Here is a 17,209-nt window from a genome sequence, read left to right as displayed (position 1 = left end):
TATACATTATTCAAACGCATAACAGAATTGGATTTTTTGATCTTTCTTCACCATACTCAATGGCAGTGATAAATTGTTTATATGAAACAATCAGCTGGCTTGGATGTTATGAAAAACAATAATGCTTTGATTTTATCGGGTGGTGGTGCAAGAGCGGCCTATCAAGTCGGCGTTTTATCTGCAATGGGGAAAATGTTACCGAAAAAAACCGCGTTACCCTTTCCGATATTATGTGGCACATCGGCAGGCGCATTAAATGCCACTATGCTGGCATCCTATGCGGATAATTTTTCTAAAGCGGCTTCCACTCTGGCGTTTGTCTGGCGGCATTTAAGCCCGGATCAAATTTATACATTAGGAAGATGGCCGTTAGCCACCTCTGTGACCAAGACCCTACTATCACTTTTTCACCTTCACAATCATGCTGAAGCCATTGCCATCATGAACAATGACCCCTTACGGGAATTACTCAGCAATCATTTGGATTTCACAAAAATTCAGCAAGCCATCGATAATCAACAACTATCAGCCCTCGCTGTGACGGCGATGAGTTACAGCACAGGGGAGTCAACGACGTTTTTTGAAGGACGAGACTCATTTCAAAACTGGCAAGGTAAACGCCGTAAAGGTATGAAGACTAAGCTAGGGGTCGATCATTTACTTGCATCCAGTGCCATCCCTGCGATTTTCCCGGCCCATAAAATCAATCAACATTATTACGGAGACGGTGCGATTCGTCAAAAATCCGCCATCTACCCTGCTCTGCAATTAGGCGCTGAGAAATTATTTATTATCGGAGTAAGTGGTAATCGAAGCCCAAAGAAATGGTCACAGTCAGAAGATAAAAATGAAGTCAGTGCGCCAAGCATGGCGCAGATTCTAGGCCAGCTATTAAACAGTGCGTTTATTGATAACTTAGAAGATGACATTAATCAGTTAGAATTGATGAACTCGTTAATACGAGATTTACCCGCTGAGAAGCGACAAAAATACCCTCAATTACCAACGGAAACTCTGATTATTTCTCCTTCAGAAGAATTAAATGAAATTGCCAACCATTATCTGCATACCCTACCGAAGAACATTCGAGTGTTATTAAAATCGGCTGGTGGGTCATCCGCTGAAAAGGTCAGCTCAGCCGCCAGTTATCTGCTATTTACACCACAATATTGCCGCGCGTTAATGGAATTAGGCTACCAAGACGCCATGTGGGAAAAGGATAAAATTTTGGCGTTTATCAATCCAAGCTAAAGAGAGACGATACGCGTTTCGCTCACACGATCAGGCTGACACACCCAATTCAAAAGCGGCTTTAGACGGCTCTCTGAGGAACTCGTGCATAGCTCAATCAGGCCAGATTTAGAAGAGCGGATTGCCAAACTCATTTGCTCTGGATAAGTGGCTTCTAAACGTCTTTTTAATTGTGCAGACACGCCTTCACTGGGTTCAACAATGTCACACGCGTCACCCAGATACTCAACGAAATATGACTTCACTAAAGGATAATGCGTACAGGCAAGTACTAAGGTATCCACCTCATCCCGCTTCATTTGTTCACACAATGACTCAATGGTCTGGCGAACTCGCGCCTGACTTTCTGGCCAAGCATCAATATCGTAGGCCAAGCTAGCACTCGACATAATGTGCACCTGACTGTCTGCTTGCCATAACTCGATTAATTGGTTTAAACGACGACTTTTCGCTGTCACTGGTGTGGCTAACACGGCTACCCTACGTTGTTTACCTAAACGAAAAGCGGGTTTTACCGCTGGCTCAACGCCAATTACAGGCAAATAAGTATTGGCTCGTAGAGTATCAATCGCCGCGACCGTTGCGGTATTACACGCCACCACAATTGCAGCAACTTGTTCGCGCTCAAAAAATTGACCAATGGCCACCAAGCGTCGCTGAAGTTGTTCTGTCGTCTTGTCACCATAAGGAGCAAAACCATCATCCGCTAAATACAGTAAATCCAAATACGCGTGTTTTTTTTGAATCGCATTTAAGATGGTTAGGCCTCCGGCCCCAGAATCCATTACGCCAATTTTCAAGTCTGCGACTCCTCACTCAACATACCACTCAGTTCTTTCTGACTAAGTACTGGTAACTGAACCGGCTCACGCTCTAGCTCAACACCATATAAGTTGAACACATTGGCTTTTATATTGGCCTCAAGCTCCAATAATGGCTCGGCTTTTATGGCTTGATGATTCACCAATACCAAAGCCTGCTTTTCATAAACCCCTACGCCTTGCTGCGTTTTACCTTTCCAACCAGCCTGATCAATTAACCAACCTGCGGCCAGTTTAAATTCGTTTCCATGTGGGAAAGACACCAATGATGGAAAGGATTCCTTGAGCTGATTATGCTGTGTAGTACTGACCATTGGGTTTTTGAAAAAGCTACCGGCATTGGCTAATACGTTTGGATCTGGCAGTTTACTACTGCGAACCTGACAAACCGCCTGAAACACTTTTTTCAGACTTGGCTCACCCTCAATTTGATTGGCTAGACCGCCATAGCTAAGCAATAAATCAGCGCGTTTCTTCAAACTCAGTTCGATGGCAGTAATGAAATATTTATCTTTCCACAGGCCTTTGAAATGACTGTCTCGGTACGCAAAACCACAGTCTTGCGCATTCACCCAATAGACATCCAAAGTCTGTCGATCCAACACCTGCACACGAGCCAATGAGTCCTTGACTTCAACGCCATAAGCGCCAATATTTTGTACTGGTGCGGCCCCTGCTGTGCCCGGAATTAACGCCAAATTCTCAACACCAAACCAATGGTTTTGTACGGTAAATTCAACCATTTCATGCCAATTTTCACCAGCGCCCACAATCAAACTAATACGATTGCCGCTTTCTTCCTTGGCGTGACAGCCTCTAAGGCGATTGATGATCACCAGACCAGGAATGTCTGCACTGATTAGAAGATTGCTGCCACCCCCTAGCATGGTGACGCAGATATTGTGTTGTTTGGCCCAACCTACTAGTGATTTAAGGGTCATTAAATCCTCTACCAGGGCAAAAAACTCCGCCTGATAGTCAAATCGAAATGTATTGTATTGCTGCAGAGAAACGTTTTTTTCTACCCTTGGTGGCAAAATCGTCGCATCACTAATATGTTGAGTCGAGTCCATGAGTCCATGCTTATGGTTGTACGTTAATGGGAAGCGATATGATCTAAAAAGCGCTTAGCGATTTCAGTGAGGTGATGACGCATTTCAATAAAGCCTTCTTCACCACCATAGTAAGGATCGTCCACTTCACCTAATGACACATAATCTGCAAATTCACCAAACATCACTAACTTAGCACGAGATTGACTTGGCTGAAGCTGCTTTAGGTTCTGATAATTCGCTCGATCCATTGCTAAGATCCAATCAAACACGTAGAAATCGTCTTCTGTTACTTGTCGTGCACGTTGTTCGGTGATGTCGATGCCCGCTTGTTTTAAGGTTTCGATGGAGCGGGAATCAGGAAGTTTGCCAATATGGTAAGCCGCCGTTCCAGCCGAATCCAAAGAAAGATTAAGACCTTTAAGCTCAGCCTCACGCTGTAAAATACCTTGCGCTGCAGGTGAGCGACAGATGTTTCCCAAGCAAACGGTAAGCACACGTATTGGTGTCATTTTGATGAACCAGATTCCAAGCGTTCATCTGTGCTTAACGTGCGGGCTTCTGTCTCTAATAGAACCGGAATGCCATCACGAATCGGGTAAGCCATACCGCCCATTTTACTGATCAACTCAGTGCCATCTTTACTCAAGGTTAAACCTGACTTGGTCACTGGGCAGACTAATATATCTAATAAGGATTTATTCATGAGTCACTTCTACTTTTATCGAATTAAGTTTGGCTATAAAAGCCTCTTTAAAGTCATCTGGTAAAGCTAACGAAATAGGAAGATACCAAATATCTGAGTTGTTAAGGGTTAAAGCCTGACACTTTACAGCGTCTTTTTCCGTCATAATAACGGCTTTATCCTTAGGAATGTCTGACGCTTTAAACCCATGATGGTCAGAAAACCATTGATAAGTGCAAGCTGCTTCGTTTAAGCCTTTATCCTTTAAGGTTCGCTTAAACCGCTCGGGATTTCCAATACCAGCCATCACATGCCACTGACGGTGCTCTAAAAAAGCCGTCTCACAAGCAAGCTGATGTTTACCATCCAAAGAATATAAATAATCAGAGGTTATCGCCATCAAACGCACGGGGTGATTTAAAGCCTTTAAAGAATCAGTTTGCTGCGGCGCAATACTCACCACAAAATCCACGTCATTGAGGCGAGCCTGTGGCTCTCTTAATGGTCCAACCGGCAACAATTGCTCATTACCTAACCCTCGCTGAGCATCTATCATGGCAATTTCAATATCACGATCTAAAGCATAATGCTGCATGCCGTCATCACTGATAATGACATCCAATACATGCTCTTCTAATAGCAGTTCAATGGCTTTTTTTCGATCAGGAAAGACTACCATTGGGCACTGAGTTCGACGAGCCAGCATAACGGGTTCGTCGCCAACCACCTCTGCTAAGCTCTCGGCATCAACCCTCTCCGGTTTGGATAATGAGGCCCCATGACCACGTGAAATAATGCCGACCTTCAAACCACTTGCTGTGAGTAATTCACATAGAGCGATCACCATAGGTGACTTACCCGTGCCACCAACGCTAATGTTACCCACCACCACGACAGGTACCGGCGCACGATAACTGGTCGTTTTCCCTAATAAAAAATTTTGGCGTTTTTTGGCAACAAGATAACGCACCACAGGTTGAATGGGTTGAAAGACATGAGTCCAACCGAATTTTCGATACCAAGCACGTGTAAAGCAAGACTCGATGGTCACGGATTAGACTCTTTTTGCGCGGTGTGAGCCAGCTTAGTAATACCCAATTTAGCCGCCGCATCATACACTCTTAACACCATTTCATAAGATGACTGCGCATCAGCTGTGATAATCAAAGGGCGAGTATGATCTCCTTGCGTGACTTCGCTTAAACCTTGCACCAAGGTTGCGACTTTTTCATTGATCAGCGTCTGTCCATTAATCACATATTGACCATCTGCGGTAATGACTAACTCAACCGTTTTATCTCGATCACTCGCTGGTGCATCGGAAGTCGCCGTTGGTAGATCAATAGTCAGTTCCGTACTTTGGTTAAACGTAGTGCTGACCATAAAAAAGATTAACAACAAAAAAACCACATCGATTAACGGCGTCAGGTTAATTTGTACGTCATCTATTTTTTGACGACGAAATTTCACTGGGCCACTCCCGATTTTTCTCTATCACCATGAATCGCATCAACTAACTTAGTGGATTGTTGTTCCATGGTCACAACAAGCTCATCAATACGGCGACTAAAGAAGCGATGGAAGATTAATGCTGGAATGGCAACCCCTAAGCCTGCTGCCGTGGTCAGCAACGCTTCTGAAATGCCGCCGGCCAATAAAGCGGTATTGCCCGCGCCGTTCTCCATTAGTACGGAAAAGACCTTAATCATACCAACCACGGTACCCAACAAGCCCAATAAAGGCGAGATAGCGGCGATGGTCCCTAAGGTATTCATAAAACGCTCTAGCTCATGAATAACATGGCTTGCTGCCTCTTGCACACTCTCTTTCATCGCACCACGACCATGCTTAGAAGACACTAAACCGGCGGCAAAGATAGAAGCTAAACCCGTTTTAGACTGCATACCACGAATGTAATCTAGCGTCATTTTATCGTCTCGCAGACGCATCATTACATCGCCCAGTAAACCTTTTGGCGCCACACTATTTTTTCGCAATGTCCAAAATCGTTCAAGAATGATGGCCAATGTTAAAATTGAACAAGCCAATAATGGCCACATAAAAACACCACCAGTTTGAATAAAGCTTAGCAAGGGCATTCTCCATTTAAAGTTTGATGCTAATTTAACACACTCTCTAACTTTTCTGCACGCTTGCAAGTGTCAGATTTAAAGAGAAAAAATGAATATCGACATTGGCTGTGCTTAAGGCTAATGCCGTCATCACGAAAATAAAAAGATAACGTCTCAGATTGATCGATATTCAACCAATCAATCGACAGTGCCGAGAGGGTCACGTTATCCAAATACTCGTCGCTGTGGGTAAGGATAAGCCAATCGGGATTCATCTTTAACAAGGTTGATGGTGAAAGCCTATCGAGTTTATCTGGCACCAACCTAATAGAGACCTTGTTGGCATTGCTGGTTAATAAGGTGTTTAGTTCCAAACCAGCAGAAGACTGAAACCATTCATTTACCCATTGCTCTTCGCCTTTTTCCAATACTAACTTACCTTGATGATTTCTCAACACCATATCAGCCTTAGACCCAATGAACAGAGAATTTGAAAACAGCGACATCCAGATAATACCAAGTGCTATTCCGCCACGCTTCAAAGGCGTTTGAAAGACCCAAAACAACAGCCACAACAATAAAAGCAACTTAGGTACGCTAGACGTAATGACATTAAAGGTCAGTAGTGAACACTCAAACGCAACCCACTCCAGCAGACCAATAACATGGACCAGCCCCCAGTCTAAAAAACAATATACAAACTCAGTTTGAAAGATTAGGGATTCAAGACAAGCGATCATACCGATTGGAAACCACAGACTGGCGGCAAAAGGTATTATTAATAAATTAACCGCAATGGTTACAATGGATATAGCGTCTTGCCACCCCAAAATCAACACCATAGACGCAGTACTCAACATCACTTGAGTGGAGATCATTCGACGCCATTGCCATTGTGTTATTGGATAAAAACCAATTAACAAATACACCATACTAAACGACAGCCATAGCCCAGGACTTAATATGCTTCTTGGGTTAACAAACAGCACCAACCACAAGGTAAAACCAATTACCTGAAAAGCACTTAGCTTTATCATCATTACTCGGCTAATTAAATACACACTGAGCATAATGGACGCCCTAACAACCGGCTCCCCCCAATCCGTCATAAAGCCATAAAGCGTTAATAGGGGCACCACCAAAACACACTCTAACTGCCAACGAGTTAAACCGACTAATAAAAGGTTAGCGGGTAACAACCACCAGATCACACGAGCAAGAACGAAGCCGATCACCGCCATAAACCCCGTGTGCAAACCCGATACCACGAATAAGTGTGCGAGCCCCAACGTCCTCACTACCCAAGTATCTCTTTGACTCCACAAATCATCCGATCCGAGTAACAAGGCTTTTGAAAAACGCCAGGACTCAAATGAATTAAAGCGTTCATCCAGCCGCTTCAATACTTCGTGTCTACCCCCCATTGGCAGTTGCTGTAGCCATTCACCTTGAACTTTAAATACCAGCTGAGCAGCTTGCCTTTGAATGTATAAATTTTTCAACCACCAAGGTCCCTCTTTATCCGCCAATGCATATCGGATTAACTCAACTTCGTTAAAATGAGGGGGGATTTGACTGGCTTGCAACAACCGAAAGTTATTAAATTCGATAAAATTTGAACGCTTTGATTGTTGATCTGGTAACCGCTGAAAGATCACTTTCACCTGTTTAGCTAGGCTTACAGGGTCATCTTTAGGCAAAGCCATATCACTCAGCAGTAAGATTTGCTTGTCCTCAACGCTAATAAAATACGTATCCTCTTGACTTAGCGAGATGGTCAGTTTGTCTTCTGTTTCAGAAAGTAAGACGGACAAAAGTGAAATAAAGGTTAAAAACAAAACTAATACACGCTTTGTGTAGATTAGGTAGAGACAGAGAAAGGTGATATGCGTAGAATACAGCCACGAATAATCACTCGGCACCAGAATGGCGCCCATCAAAGTGGACAAATTACTTAGTAACATAAGACCTCCGTGTCTTAGATTGCTAAATGACTTTTATTTGATTATGCCTAAGAATTATCTAAAGAAGTTCATCCCAGATCCAGAGAAGTTAAGAAAAAATAAAGCTCTCGCGATTCTTGGATCACAAATTTATGAAGCAAACTTATGGCATCTTAACCGTCGATCCGTTGCCCGTGCTTTTTTAAATGGTTTGTTCTGGGCCTTCATTCCCATGCCATTTCAGATGTTGGCTGCGGCTTTATTGTCTGTTCCTTTAAGAGCCAACATCCCCCTTTCCATTGCACTTGTTTGGATTACTAACCCCATTACCATGCCGTTTGTATTTTACTTTAATTACAAGGTCGGCACGCTTATCCTGGGCACACATCATACTAAAGAATTCAAACTCTCTGTTGAATGGATCTGGGACAAGATGGAGCATATCTGGCTCCCCTTGTATACTGGCTCGGTCGTGACAGGGTTAGCGGTTGGTGTAATCAGCTACATCGCCATCACCATCTTATGGCGGTTACATGTCGTCAAACGCTGGAAAGAACGCAAACAGCGCAAATAAACTTGCTTAGCTCGTTATCTTAAACAAGATAAACACTCTGTACTGAATCACACTTCCCTAGGATGATTTAACCAAAAAAAACCGCTACTTGGCGTCAGTCAAACAGCGGTTTATTGAGCAAGGTGCCTCTAATTGCTCTTTTAAGGGCCAAAACGCCACTTATTTGAAGCCAAACAACGCCTCTCGCGCCACGTTTAAAGCCGTCACAGCATCTTGTTTTTGCTGCGCTTCTTTTAGCGCTTCCCAATCCATTCGATCCAAGGCACTATCAATGTGTTTTAGAAAAGAAATCGCACTATTGGCTGCCGCGACACAATCTTCTCTGAAAGGAAATTGATCAAGCTGCCAGACACCTTGCCAATTATTTTTCCTCAAAACGTAAAAGAATTCCATCAGCTCAATCGGATGAACTGAACCCGCGATCATATCGTCATCCCAATTTCTCAGATTATCATTCACATCCATACCAAATAGACGCCCGTAATCAATCGCGAGTTGCGCTGAGTCCGCTGGTGATTCACCGCCATAAAGTGCATGACCGAAATCCAACAATACGCCAATATTGGGTAAGTTGATTTTCTCCAATGCTAGCAGTGTACGAGTCATACTGTCATAACTCATGTGATTTCTTGGTTCGCGAGGTTTGTATTCAACAACAAACTTTAAATCCGCATTTTTCTTAGCAACATTTGTGAGACCTTCCATTGAAAGGTTCCACAATTCGTGATGATCGACTTGGAATGGGTAATCCCAACCATCTTGACCCGGCCAAAGTTTCACATACTCTGCACCTAACTCCCTTACCATCTCGGCCGCTTCATTAATCAGATCCTCAGCCAATTTACGAATTTCAGGATCAGGATTGGTAAAAGCGCCTTTGGAAAATTGACGAGTATAAATCTCTGGCGTGATACCAATCACACTTAGGTTATTTTTCGCAAGCGCCGCTTTTACTTCTGCGACAGACACGTTCCCACCGGGAAAGGGGTAATTAATATCGACTACTGAGAGATCATCCACTTGACCCGCCAAATCAATCATTTCCAGTAAAGATCGTTTCGGTCCATAACCATCCGTTGCGTAACGATCTACGTAAGTTGCAAAGTGCCAAATACCAGCACCAAACTTTAGATTGCTAGACATATCCTACCTCATTGCTTTATTAATTTTATTTTTTACAAATTGAGTAAAAGAAACTTGTTACCAAGATTTATTGCTACCTCGAACAGATAATAACCATGGAAACTCGTCTATTTATAAAGTGCATAGAATATATTGTCAATCTAGAATATTTATTCACACACTGTCAAAACCATGACTTAGTAGATGACATTACCGCATTAAAAAGGAACATGGCTCAGGCTGAGCTGTTGAACTTACTGTCATTTAACACTAAAGGATGGTGAGTGTGCTTTGAATCTAGAAGAAGAGATTGCACTAATCTAATTTAGATTAGTGCAAGGATATTGGATCAACTATTGCCTTTAATCAGACTCAGTTTACCTTGTGACAACCGATAAGCCGAATCCATCCAACTCAGCATTTTCTCATCGTGAGTCACGATGAGAAACGCCATATCGTATTTCACTTTCAGCTCATTGATCAGGTTTTGCACTTCCAAAGAGGTGGTTTCGTCGAGGTTGCCGGTTGGCTCATCCATTAACACACAAGCCGGACGGTTGGCCAAAGCGCGAGCGATGGCAACACGTTGACGCTCACCACCGGATAGCTGTGATGGTTTGTGATTCAATCGCTCACCAAGCCCAACTTGCGTTAATAATTCCGTCCCTCTTGTAATGGCTTGGGGTTTATTCAGACCAGCAATCCACATTGGCATCAACACATTTTCCAAGGCTGAGAACTCAGGCAATAAATGGTGAAACTGGTACACAAACCCCATTTCTTGATTACGGATTTTGGCACGCTTGGCATCACTGAGACTGGACCAAGACACTTGCGTCAGCTTTACATCACCTGAGCTCGCTAAATCCAGCCCAGCCAGTAGATTCAAAAGCGTTGTTTTACCCGAGCCTGATGCACCAACAATGGCACAGGCTTGACCTTTATTAAGTGTAAAATCAATAGCCTGAAACACATCTACGGTTTGCTTTCCGTCTTGATATTGCTTTGACAGTGCCTGGCACTCTAATACTAGATCACTCATATCTTAATGCCTCCGCTGGCTCCACTTTCGAAGCTCGCCACGCTGGGTATATCGTCGCGACCACCGTCATAATAAAGGCTGATGTGACGATTAATTCCACATCAGACCACTCTAATTTCGAAGGCAAATAATTAATAAAATACACATCGGCACTGAGGAATTGAACCCCCAACAAAGTTTGTATACCAGCAATAATATCGCTTACGTTCAACGCCAAACTGACACCAAGAATGACACCAATAAGCGTTCCTAACATGCCAATAAACATGCCTTGAACAATAAACACCCACATAACTTGAGTAGAAGTCAGCCCCATTGTTCTTAAGATAGCAATGTCATTGCGTTTATCAGTCACCACCATGACTAAGGTAGAGACAATATTAAAGGCGGCGACCGCCACGATCAGCAGCAGCAACAAACCTATCATGGTTTTTTCCATCTTAATCGCTTGGAACAGATTGCCATGAGTACGCGTCCAATCACTCACACGGTTCTGACCTGGCACCGCCCTGGCAATGTCCCATATCTCGGTTGGTGCCACAAAGAGATCATTAAAAGAAATTCGCAATGCTTCGACCTTACCAGGTTGATAGCGCTTTAGTTTTGCCGCATCCGTTATATTGATGTACGCCAAACTGCTGTCTAATTCCGCCCCAACTTCAAAGGTTCCTACCAGGGTAAAACGCTTTAAAACTGGCGCAACACCGGCAATAGAGACACTCGCTTTAGGCAAAATAGCGGTGACTTTATCACCAATAGAAACCCGTAATTGCCTTGCCAACTGAGCCCCTAAAACAATGCCAAAACGCTGATCTTTGAGGGCATCAAGAGAACCAGATGCCATATTATCATCGATAATAGACACCTTTTTTTCCATATCAGGGTCAATACCATTCAGAATGGCACCGTGGACACTGTCCCCCGATTGAAACATTACTTGTGCTTGAATATGAGGGGCGACAGCGACCACATTTGGCATTGTTTCAACTAACTTCGCCGTTTCCTGCCAATCATCCAATATTGGATTTCCCCATAGCGTTGCATGAGGCACCATCCCTAATATTCGCTCTCTGAGCTCACGATCAAAGCCATTCATCACAGAAAGAACGGTAATTAGCACCATGACACCAAGCGCCAAACCGGCAATCGATGAAAAGCTGATAAATGAAATGAAATGATTGGAACGCTTTGCTCTAGCGTAGCGTAGCCCAATGGTAACCGGAAGGAAGTTAATCAAAATATACCCTTACATGGCAAAATGGAGGACAAAGCCTCCATTAGTACACATTGCCAAGACGAATTAAGCGTCGAAGTCGATGCCAATACGACGACCAATGTCTTCGTATGACTCAATCACGTTACCTAAACCCTGACGGAAACGGTCTTTATCCAGTTTTTCTTTGGTTTCAGCGTCCCACAAACGACAACCATCTGGTGAGAATTCGTCGCCTAACACAACCTCACCTTTGAAAAGACCAAATTCCAACTTGTAATCTACTAGGATCATGCCGCCTTGAGCAAATAGCTCTTTTAGAACATGGTTCACTTTATAGGTTAAGTCTTTCGCTTTGGCCAAATCATCCGCTTTAGCCCAGCCAAAAGACTCTACATGAGACTCATTGATCATCGGATCACCAAGTTCATCGTTTTTCAAAAACAGTTCAAATGTTGGCGGTGTTAATGTCGTCCCCTCTTCAACACCTAAACGGCGGCACAAGCTACCCGCAGCCACATTACGAACCACACATTCTACAGGCATCATATCAAGGCACTTTACCAAACTCTCTGTGTCGCTAAGTAATTTTTCAAAGTGAGTCGGAATGCCTGCTTCTTGTAACTTAGTCATGATGAAAGCATTAAACTTGTTATTGACCATGCCTTTGCGGTCTAACTGTTCAATTTTTTTACCATCAAAAGCTGAGGTATCATCACGAAATACTAGAACCATTTTGTCAGGATCATCTGTACGAAATACAGATTTTGCCTTACCTGCATATAGCTCTTGTCGTTTTTCCATTGGAGAGTCTCCGGTTTAATTACGAGGGGTTAGTCTTAGTTATTTTACAAATCTCTGTGCAATTCTAAAGGAAGCAATTTCTGGCTTTTCAAGTGCAGACACATCGACCACTAAAAAATTACCTGCTTTTTGCTGAGTGATCTGATAAGGGTATTCTCTTTCTTGCCAGCTAACGTCATCTAGGTCACGACGATACACATTGAATAATTTCTGTTTTTTACCATCTGCACCCAATGGCAAATTGAAATCAATAATGTCACCAACACGTGCCACTTTATCAGCGGGTACAGGTGCCAATAGTTTTTCTTCACCTGGCATTAAGTAAATTCCTGATGCCTTCAGTTTTGCCTCAAACTCAGCTTCAGAAAGGTTTTTACCTAAATAAATTGCATACATGCCTTGATGGTCAACCCAAACCGGGAAAGCAGCGACACCGTCTTTGCTATTTGAAAGATAGGCCGAGGACTGATTTAACTGACGTCCAAACGTGCCCCAAAGACGAACTGCAACAGATTCTGCGTCAGGGTTAGCCATCGGAGATTGCCAATTAATCGTTTGCTCATCACCTTGCTGAACGTCTTGGTATTGCAAGGTAACGGTGGTGACACCATCTGACTCATTAAATTGAAAGGAAAACGCCGTCTTGGCAGGGTGCAAGCGAGTTATATCGCTCCACAATGACGCCCACCAGCCCTGCGGATGAAAATCAAACGGAATCGATATGATCCTGTCTTCAGTTTGAGATTCAACAGATTGCCCCGCACCATGCAGTGCAGTTAGAAAATCCTCTACGATTTGCTTTGCGTCTGCTGCTTTTGTATTCAGAGTATAAGTAACGGATGTCTCTTGCTCAGCAAATGCGACTTGATCCATAGGGTAATAAACAAATGGAGCGCGAGGTATTTCAAACGGTTTGGGATTATTTAAATCCGCTATGTCATTTTCATTAGGAATGACCAAAGCATCTTTAGACTCCATCGAACCTGCCGGCACCTCTAGAGTATGATGAGCGCCAGCTTCCTGCTGGTAGTCATTTGAATGATCAGGAAAAAAACTACTACAAGCCGTTAATGTTAATGCCACGCTTGTTGTACCAACAACTTGAATCAAACGCTTACTCATACTAATAACACTCCTGCTTCAACCATGGCTTGCCTAACTGCTGCATGATATTGCTCTGACAATGGCGTCAAGGGCAAACGAATACCGTCATGACACAACCCAAGCTGACTAGCAGCCCATTTTACAGGAATTGGGTTGGACTCTAAAAATAAGTTTTTATGTAAGGACGAAATTGACGTATCTAAACTGTGGGCTTTTTCAGCATTGCCAGCAATGGCAAACTCAGCGGCTTGAGCAACCACTTTAGGTGCCACATTGGCGGTCACAGAGATATTACCTTTGCCACCCAACAACATCAGTGCAACAGCCGTTGGATCGTCCCCTGAATACACAGCGAAATCCGCCGGAGCTGCTTCTAGCAAAGCTTGTCCACGTTCCAAATCACCGGTCGCGTCTTTAACACCAACAATGTTCGTCACACTGGCTAGACGCAGCACGGTATCATTCTGCATGTCACAACCAGTACGCCCAGGAACATTATAAAGAATTTGAGGAATATCAACCGCGTCAGCAATGGCTTTGAAATGTTGATACAGACCTTCTTGGGTTGGCTTATTGTAATAAGGTGTTACTAACAAACAAGCGTCCGCGCCAGCCTCTTTTGCACTCGCGGTAAGATCAATGGCCTCATGAGTTGAGTTCGCCCCAGTACCAGCAATGACGTGAACTCGTCCATTCACTTTTTTCACTACCTGGCGAACGACATTGGCATGCTCTTCATGAGTTAAGGTAGACGACTCACCTGTCGTACCAACAGCGACAATACCGTGAGTTCCTTCATTGATATGAAACTCAATAAGATCATCCAACTTCTCAGTGTCTACAGCGCCATCGGGTAACATGGGAGTGATAAGCGCAACTAAACTACCTGTGATCATTTTTGAGTCTCCGATAAAATTATAAGCGCGCCTATAGTAACGCTCAGCCACAGGTTTAACAATAATTGACCGCTGTAAAGCCTGTGTAATTTTCGCTTAACGAGGTTTGCAGAAGATTTTTTTGCTTTGAATTGTTAAGCTAATAATATATCTATCATTTTTCATACAATTTAGAGAGATTTTATGACCATTGAAGTAGGACAAGTCGCACCTGATTTTTCAGCCAAAGATCAAAATGGTGAAACCATTACCCTAAGCCAATTCAAAGGTAAAAAAGTTGTGTTGTACTTCTACCCAAAAGACAACACTCCTGGCTGTACAGCCCAAGCTTGTGATTTACGCGACAATTATCAAACCTTATTAGACCAAGGTTATGTTGTGTTAGGCATTAGCCCAGACACAGAGAAAAAACACCAAAACTTCATTGAGAAATACCAACTGCCTTTCCCTCTGATTGCTGACACAGAGAAAGAAGTGCACGAATTGTACGGCACTTGGCAACTTAAAAAATTCATGGGGAAAGAGTACATGGGCACGGTACGCACCACCTTTATCATTGATGAAAGTGGTGTTATTGAAGAGATTATTGCCAAGGTAAAAACCAAAGCCCACGCAGAACAAATCTTAAAATAACCCCATCACAATTAAACAATGCTCCTAAGCCAGCTGGCTAGGAGCATTGTTTATTATTTAAATACCACCACGAATATGTTGGCGCACCTTGGCCTGATAAAAACCTTTTAGCATAGTATGAAGTTCGCCATCTAAAGCAGGCAACTCTGACGCCTGCGCATTGCGAATAACCTGACTGGACTGACTGGCCCCCGCAATGATGGTTGAAACCTGTGGTTGATCTAGTATCCAACGCAAGGCCACATCTAACACATTGTGCTTAGGCGCTAACGTCGCGTTTAACTCTTCAACCAAATCCACTCCGGTATCAAATGGAATACCGTTAAAGGTTTCACCGACGTGAAACGCAGCACCATCTTTATTGTAGGAACGGTGATCTTGCTCACTAAATTGATAACCATGGTGCATTTTTCCTGTAAGCAAACCACTGGCGAGTGGCAAACGCACAATCACCCCTATATTTTGCTGCTCAACTAATGGAAAGACTTCTTCAACGGCGTCTTGACGAAATACATTAAACAGCATTTGCAGGCTAGCAATCTTGTCACTTTGGCAACAGAACTTCGCCTCATCAAGCATTTCAACACTGGCACCAAAATGCTCAATGACACCCTCCTTTTGCAAGTCTTCCATCCAAGCCAATATGTCGCCCGCAAATAAAACCTCTCTCGGCACACAATGCAGCTGAGCGAGATTAATGACATCCACCCCAAGGCGTTTCGCAGAGGCTTGTAGACTTTGTTTCACTTTTTCTTTGGTATAGCCATCTGGATAAAGAGCCACATCCCGACCGACCTTTGTCGCTATCTTTGGTTTATTTGATGATGAGGCCAACCAACGACCAATGCGCTCTTCACTCAACCCTGCACCGTACACATCGGCAGTATCAAAAAAGTTAATGCCTTGTTCAGCCGCACTCTCGAGCACAGCGAGTGCCTGTTTTTCTTCTACTGGTCCAAAATCATTGCCTAATTGCCAACAACCCAAACCGATTTCTGAAATTGTCCAGCCAGTTTTACCTAGTATTCTTGTTTTCATCTGTTATCCTTATTTTTCGATTTTAAACAATTAGTTAAGAGATATTTGTGCTTTCCTCGATCACCCTCACTTTAACCCCCATCATACTGATTGCAGGTCTAGGGTTTTTGTTAGGGAAACGTACCGATTACTTAGATGCCCCGCAAATCGGTAACCTAATAGCCAATATTGGCATACCAGCTCTTTTATTGACCTCTGTTCTGTCAATGGAGATGGAAATCTACTCCATGGCAAAAATCCTGATGGCCAGCATACTGATATTGTTCGCCATGACACTTATCACTCTAGCTTTCCTTAAGCTAACAGGTCAATCCATTCGCTTATACCTATCCCCATTGGTTAACCCAAATGCTGGAAATCTAGGTATTCCTATTGCTTATGCTCTATTTGGAGACTCTGGGTTAGCCATTGCCGTCGTGGTGTCGTCAGTCGTGCAAATTAGTCATTTTACGCTTGGAGTGGGGGTAATGTCAGGACAATACCACCCCAAACAATTATTAAAAAATGGGCCTGTGATGGCACTGTTACTTGGTGTTATCGCTCTATCCCTGTCCATTAAATTGCCTGAAGCCATCATGAGCACGTTAACCATGGTCAGCCAAATCACCTTGCCAATGATGCTCTTGCTGCTGGGGCATTCTTTAAGCAAATTGACGCTCAAAGACACTGAAAAATTGAAACACGCCGTCCTTTTCTCTTTCTATCGACCCATTATGGGCGCTTTGGTTGCCCTAGGCATAACCAGCCTATTGCCTTTGACCCCATTAGAAAAAAGTGTATTGATCATTTTGAACGCCATGCCTGTGGCTGTTATCAGCTATATGCTGGCGACGAAATACAAGGGCCCAAAAGAAGAAATGGCACTGATGATTTTAATGTCCTTACCGATTTCATTAGGTATCAGTGGAATACTTAGCTGGTTGTCATTACAGACTCTTTAACGACTTAAATTAGCGATA

The 17,209-nt window shown here is 43.4% G+C and carries 19 protein-coding genes; 4 read left to right on the top strand and 15 right to left on the bottom strand.

Annotation, left to right across the window (positions count from 1 at the left end; translation table 11 throughout):
* Window positions 1–108: 108 nt before the first annotated feature.
* Window positions 109–1,251 (top strand): patatin-like phospholipase family protein, encoded by a 1,143-nt coding sequence (locus OA79_RS16570; protein WP_063334340.1) that lies wholly within the window; start codon window positions 109–111, stop codon window positions 1,249–1,251.
* On the opposite strand, the gene murI is transcribed toward OA79_RS16570, so the two are convergent.
* The 8 genes from murI to OA79_RS16530 are packed head-to-tail and all read right to left on the bottom strand — an operon-like array spanning window position 1,248 to window position 7,845.
* Entirely contained in the window at window positions 1,248–2,051 is an 804-nt protein-coding gene (gene murI, locus OA79_RS16565) for a glutamate racemase (RefSeq protein WP_063334325.1), read from the bottom strand. The genes OA79_RS16570 and murI overlap by 4 nt on opposite strands.
* Complete coding sequence (gene murB / locus OA79_RS16560; protein WP_063334324.1) at window positions 2,048–3,145, bottom strand: UDP-N-acetylmuramate dehydrogenase; 1,098 nt, start codon at window positions 3,143–3,145, stop codon at window positions 2,048–2,050. Before murB ends, murI begins: the two co-directional genes overlap by 4 nt.
* 23 nt (window positions 3,146–3,168) lie before the next feature.
* On the bottom strand, window positions 3,169–3,636 hold the full coding sequence (locus OA79_RS16555; protein WP_063334323.1) for a low molecular weight protein-tyrosine-phosphatase: 468 nt from the start codon (window positions 3,634–3,636) through the stop codon (window positions 3,169–3,171).
* On the bottom strand, window positions 3,633–3,830 hold the full coding sequence (locus OA79_RS16550) for a Trm112 family protein (protein ID WP_063334322.1): 198 nt from the start codon (window positions 3,828–3,830) through the stop codon (window positions 3,633–3,635). Before OA79_RS16550 ends, OA79_RS16555 begins: the two co-directional genes overlap by 4 nt.
* Window positions 3,823–4,860, bottom strand: coding sequence for a tetraacyldisaccharide 4'-kinase (gene lpxK, locus OA79_RS16545; protein WP_063334321.1), 1,038 nt, complete (start codon window positions 4,858–4,860; stop codon window positions 3,823–3,825). Before lpxK ends, OA79_RS16550 begins: the two co-directional genes overlap by 8 nt.
* Complete coding sequence (locus OA79_RS16540; RefSeq protein ID WP_063334320.1) at window positions 4,857–5,279, bottom strand: ExbD/TolR family protein; 423 nt, start codon at window positions 5,277–5,279, stop codon at window positions 4,857–4,859. Before OA79_RS16540 ends, lpxK begins: the two co-directional genes overlap by 4 nt.
* Entirely contained in the window at window positions 5,276–5,902 is a 627-nt protein-coding gene (locus OA79_RS16535) for a MotA/TolQ/ExbB proton channel family protein (protein WP_063334339.1), read from the bottom strand. Before OA79_RS16535 ends, OA79_RS16540 begins: the two co-directional genes overlap by 4 nt.
* A gap of 26 nt (window positions 5,903–5,928) precedes the next feature.
* The gene (locus OA79_RS16530; protein ID WP_063334319.1) at window positions 5,929–7,845 is read right to left on the bottom strand and encodes a ComEC/Rec2 family competence protein; all 1,917 of its coding nucleotides are present in this window, start codon (window positions 7,843–7,845) and stop codon (window positions 5,929–5,931) included.
* A gap of 43 nt (window positions 7,846–7,888) precedes the next feature.
* On the opposite strand from OA79_RS16530, the gene OA79_RS16525 reads away from it, so the two are divergent.
* Entirely contained in the window at window positions 7,889–8,398 is a 510-nt protein-coding gene (locus OA79_RS16525; RefSeq protein WP_063334318.1) for a DUF2062 domain-containing protein, read from the top strand.
* Between the two features lie 159 nt (window positions 8,399–8,557).
* On the opposite strand, the gene OA79_RS16520 is transcribed toward OA79_RS16525, so the two are convergent.
* From OA79_RS16520 to dapA, 6 genes are all read right to left on the bottom strand, one after another.
* Complete coding sequence (locus OA79_RS16520) at window positions 8,558–9,541, bottom strand: sugar phosphate isomerase/epimerase family protein (protein WP_063334317.1); 984 nt, start codon at window positions 9,539–9,541, stop codon at window positions 8,558–8,560.
* 328 nt (window positions 9,542–9,869) lie between these two features.
* Window positions 9,870–10,562 carry an ABC transporter ATP-binding protein gene (locus OA79_RS16515; protein ID WP_063334316.1) on the bottom strand — a complete coding sequence of 231 codons (693 nt, stop codon included), beginning with the start codon at window positions 10,560–10,562 and terminating at the stop codon, window positions 9,870–9,872.
* Window positions 10,555–11,799: a lipoprotein-releasing ABC transporter permease subunit gene (locus tag OA79_RS16510; RefSeq protein WP_063334315.1), complete on the bottom strand. Its 1,245-nt coding sequence runs from the start codon at window positions 11,797–11,799 to the stop codon at window positions 10,555–10,557. Before OA79_RS16510 ends, OA79_RS16515 begins: the two co-directional genes overlap by 8 nt.
* Before the next feature lie 63 nt (window positions 11,800–11,862).
* Window positions 11,863–12,579, bottom strand: a complete 717-nt coding sequence (gene purC, locus OA79_RS16505) for a phosphoribosylaminoimidazolesuccinocarboxamide synthase (protein ID WP_063334314.1) — start codon at window positions 12,577–12,579, stop codon at window positions 11,863–11,865.
* A gap of 39 nt (window positions 12,580–12,618) precedes the next feature.
* Window positions 12,619–13,701: a hypothetical protein gene (locus OA79_RS16500; RefSeq protein ID WP_063334313.1), complete on the bottom strand. Its 1,083-nt coding sequence runs from the start codon at window positions 13,699–13,701 to the stop codon at window positions 12,619–12,621.
* Window positions 13,698–14,579, bottom strand: a complete 882-nt coding sequence (gene dapA, locus OA79_RS16495; RefSeq protein WP_063334312.1) for a 4-hydroxy-tetrahydrodipicolinate synthase — start codon at window positions 14,577–14,579, stop codon at window positions 13,698–13,700. Before dapA ends, OA79_RS16500 begins: the two co-directional genes overlap by 4 nt.
* A 183-nt stretch (window positions 14,580–14,762) precedes the next feature.
* Between dapA and bcp the strand changes: the two genes are divergently transcribed.
* Window positions 14,763–15,212, top strand: a complete 450-nt coding sequence (gene bcp, locus OA79_RS16490) for a thioredoxin-dependent thiol peroxidase (RefSeq protein WP_063334311.1) — start codon at window positions 14,763–14,765, stop codon at window positions 15,210–15,212.
* 57 nt (window positions 15,213–15,269) lie between these two features.
* On the opposite strand, the gene OA79_RS16485 is transcribed toward bcp, so the two are convergent.
* Window positions 15,270–16,250 (bottom strand): aldo/keto reductase, encoded by a 981-nt coding sequence (locus tag OA79_RS16485; RefSeq protein ID WP_063334310.1) that lies wholly within the window; start codon window positions 16,248–16,250, stop codon window positions 15,270–15,272.
* 47 nt (window positions 16,251–16,297) lie between these two features.
* On the opposite strand from OA79_RS16485, the gene OA79_RS16480 reads away from it, so the two are divergent.
* Complete coding sequence (locus tag OA79_RS16480; RefSeq protein ID WP_063334309.1) at window positions 16,298–17,191, top strand: AEC family transporter; 894 nt, start codon at window positions 16,298–16,300, stop codon at window positions 17,189–17,191.
* Window positions 17,192–17,209: the final 18 nt, after the last annotated feature.

This window comes from Marinomonas sp. TW1, from assembly GCF_001625355.1.
In the GTDB taxonomy this organism is placed as follows: Bacteria; Pseudomonadota; Gammaproteobacteria; order Pseudomonadales; family Marinomonadaceae; genus Marinomonas.
This window is presented reverse-complemented; position numbering and strand designations above follow the sequence as displayed.

What these genes read in the sequence shown, in the direction of transcription:
- OA79_RS16550 (WP_063334322.1), bottom strand. Translation starts at nt 3,830, where the DNA reads ATGAATAAATCCTTATTAGATATATTAGTCTGCCCAGTGACCAAGTCA.
- purC (WP_063334314.1), bottom strand. Translation starts at nt 12,579, where the DNA reads ATGGAAAAACGACAAGAGCTATATGCAGGTAAGGCAAAATCTGTATTT.
- OA79_RS16525 (WP_063334318.1), top strand. Translation starts at nt 7,889, where the DNA reads ATGCCTAAGAATTATCTAAAGAAGTTCATCCCAGATCCAGAGAAGTTA.
- dapA (WP_063334312.1), bottom strand. Translation starts at nt 14,579, where the DNA reads ATGATCACAGGTAGTTTAGTTGCGCTTATCACTCCCATGTTACCCGAT.
- murB (WP_063334324.1), bottom strand. Translation starts at nt 3,145, where the DNA reads ATGGACTCGACTCAACATATTAGTGATGCGACGATTTTGCCACCAAGG.
- OA79_RS16500 (WP_063334313.1), bottom strand. Translation starts at nt 13,701, where the DNA reads ATGAGTAAGCGTTTGATTCAAGTTGTTGGTACAACAAGCGTGGCATTA.
- OA79_RS16485 (WP_063334310.1), bottom strand. Translation starts at nt 16,250, where the DNA reads ATGAAAACAAGAATACTAGGTAAAACTGGCTGGACAATTTCAGAAATC.
- OA79_RS16555 (WP_063334323.1), bottom strand. Translation starts at nt 3,636, where the DNA reads ATGACACCAATACGTGTGCTTACCGTTTGCTTGGGAAACATCTGTCGC.
- OA79_RS16530 (WP_063334319.1), bottom strand. Translation starts at nt 7,845, where the DNA reads ATGTTACTAAGTAATTTGTCCACTTTGATGGGCGCCATTCTGGTGCCG.
- OA79_RS16515 (WP_063334316.1), bottom strand. Translation starts at nt 10,562, where the DNA reads ATGAGTGATCTAGTATTAGAGTGCCAGGCACTGTCAAAGCAATATCAA.
- OA79_RS16570 (WP_063334340.1), top strand. Translation starts at nt 109, where the DNA reads ATGAAAAACAATAATGCTTTGATTTTATCGGGTGGTGGTGCAAGAGCG.
- OA79_RS16520 (WP_063334317.1), bottom strand. Translation starts at nt 9,541, where the DNA reads ATGTCTAGCAATCTAAAGTTTGGTGCTGGTATTTGGCACTTTGCAACT.
- bcp (WP_063334311.1), top strand. Translation starts at nt 14,763, where the DNA reads ATGACCATTGAAGTAGGACAAGTCGCACCTGATTTTTCAGCCAAAGAT.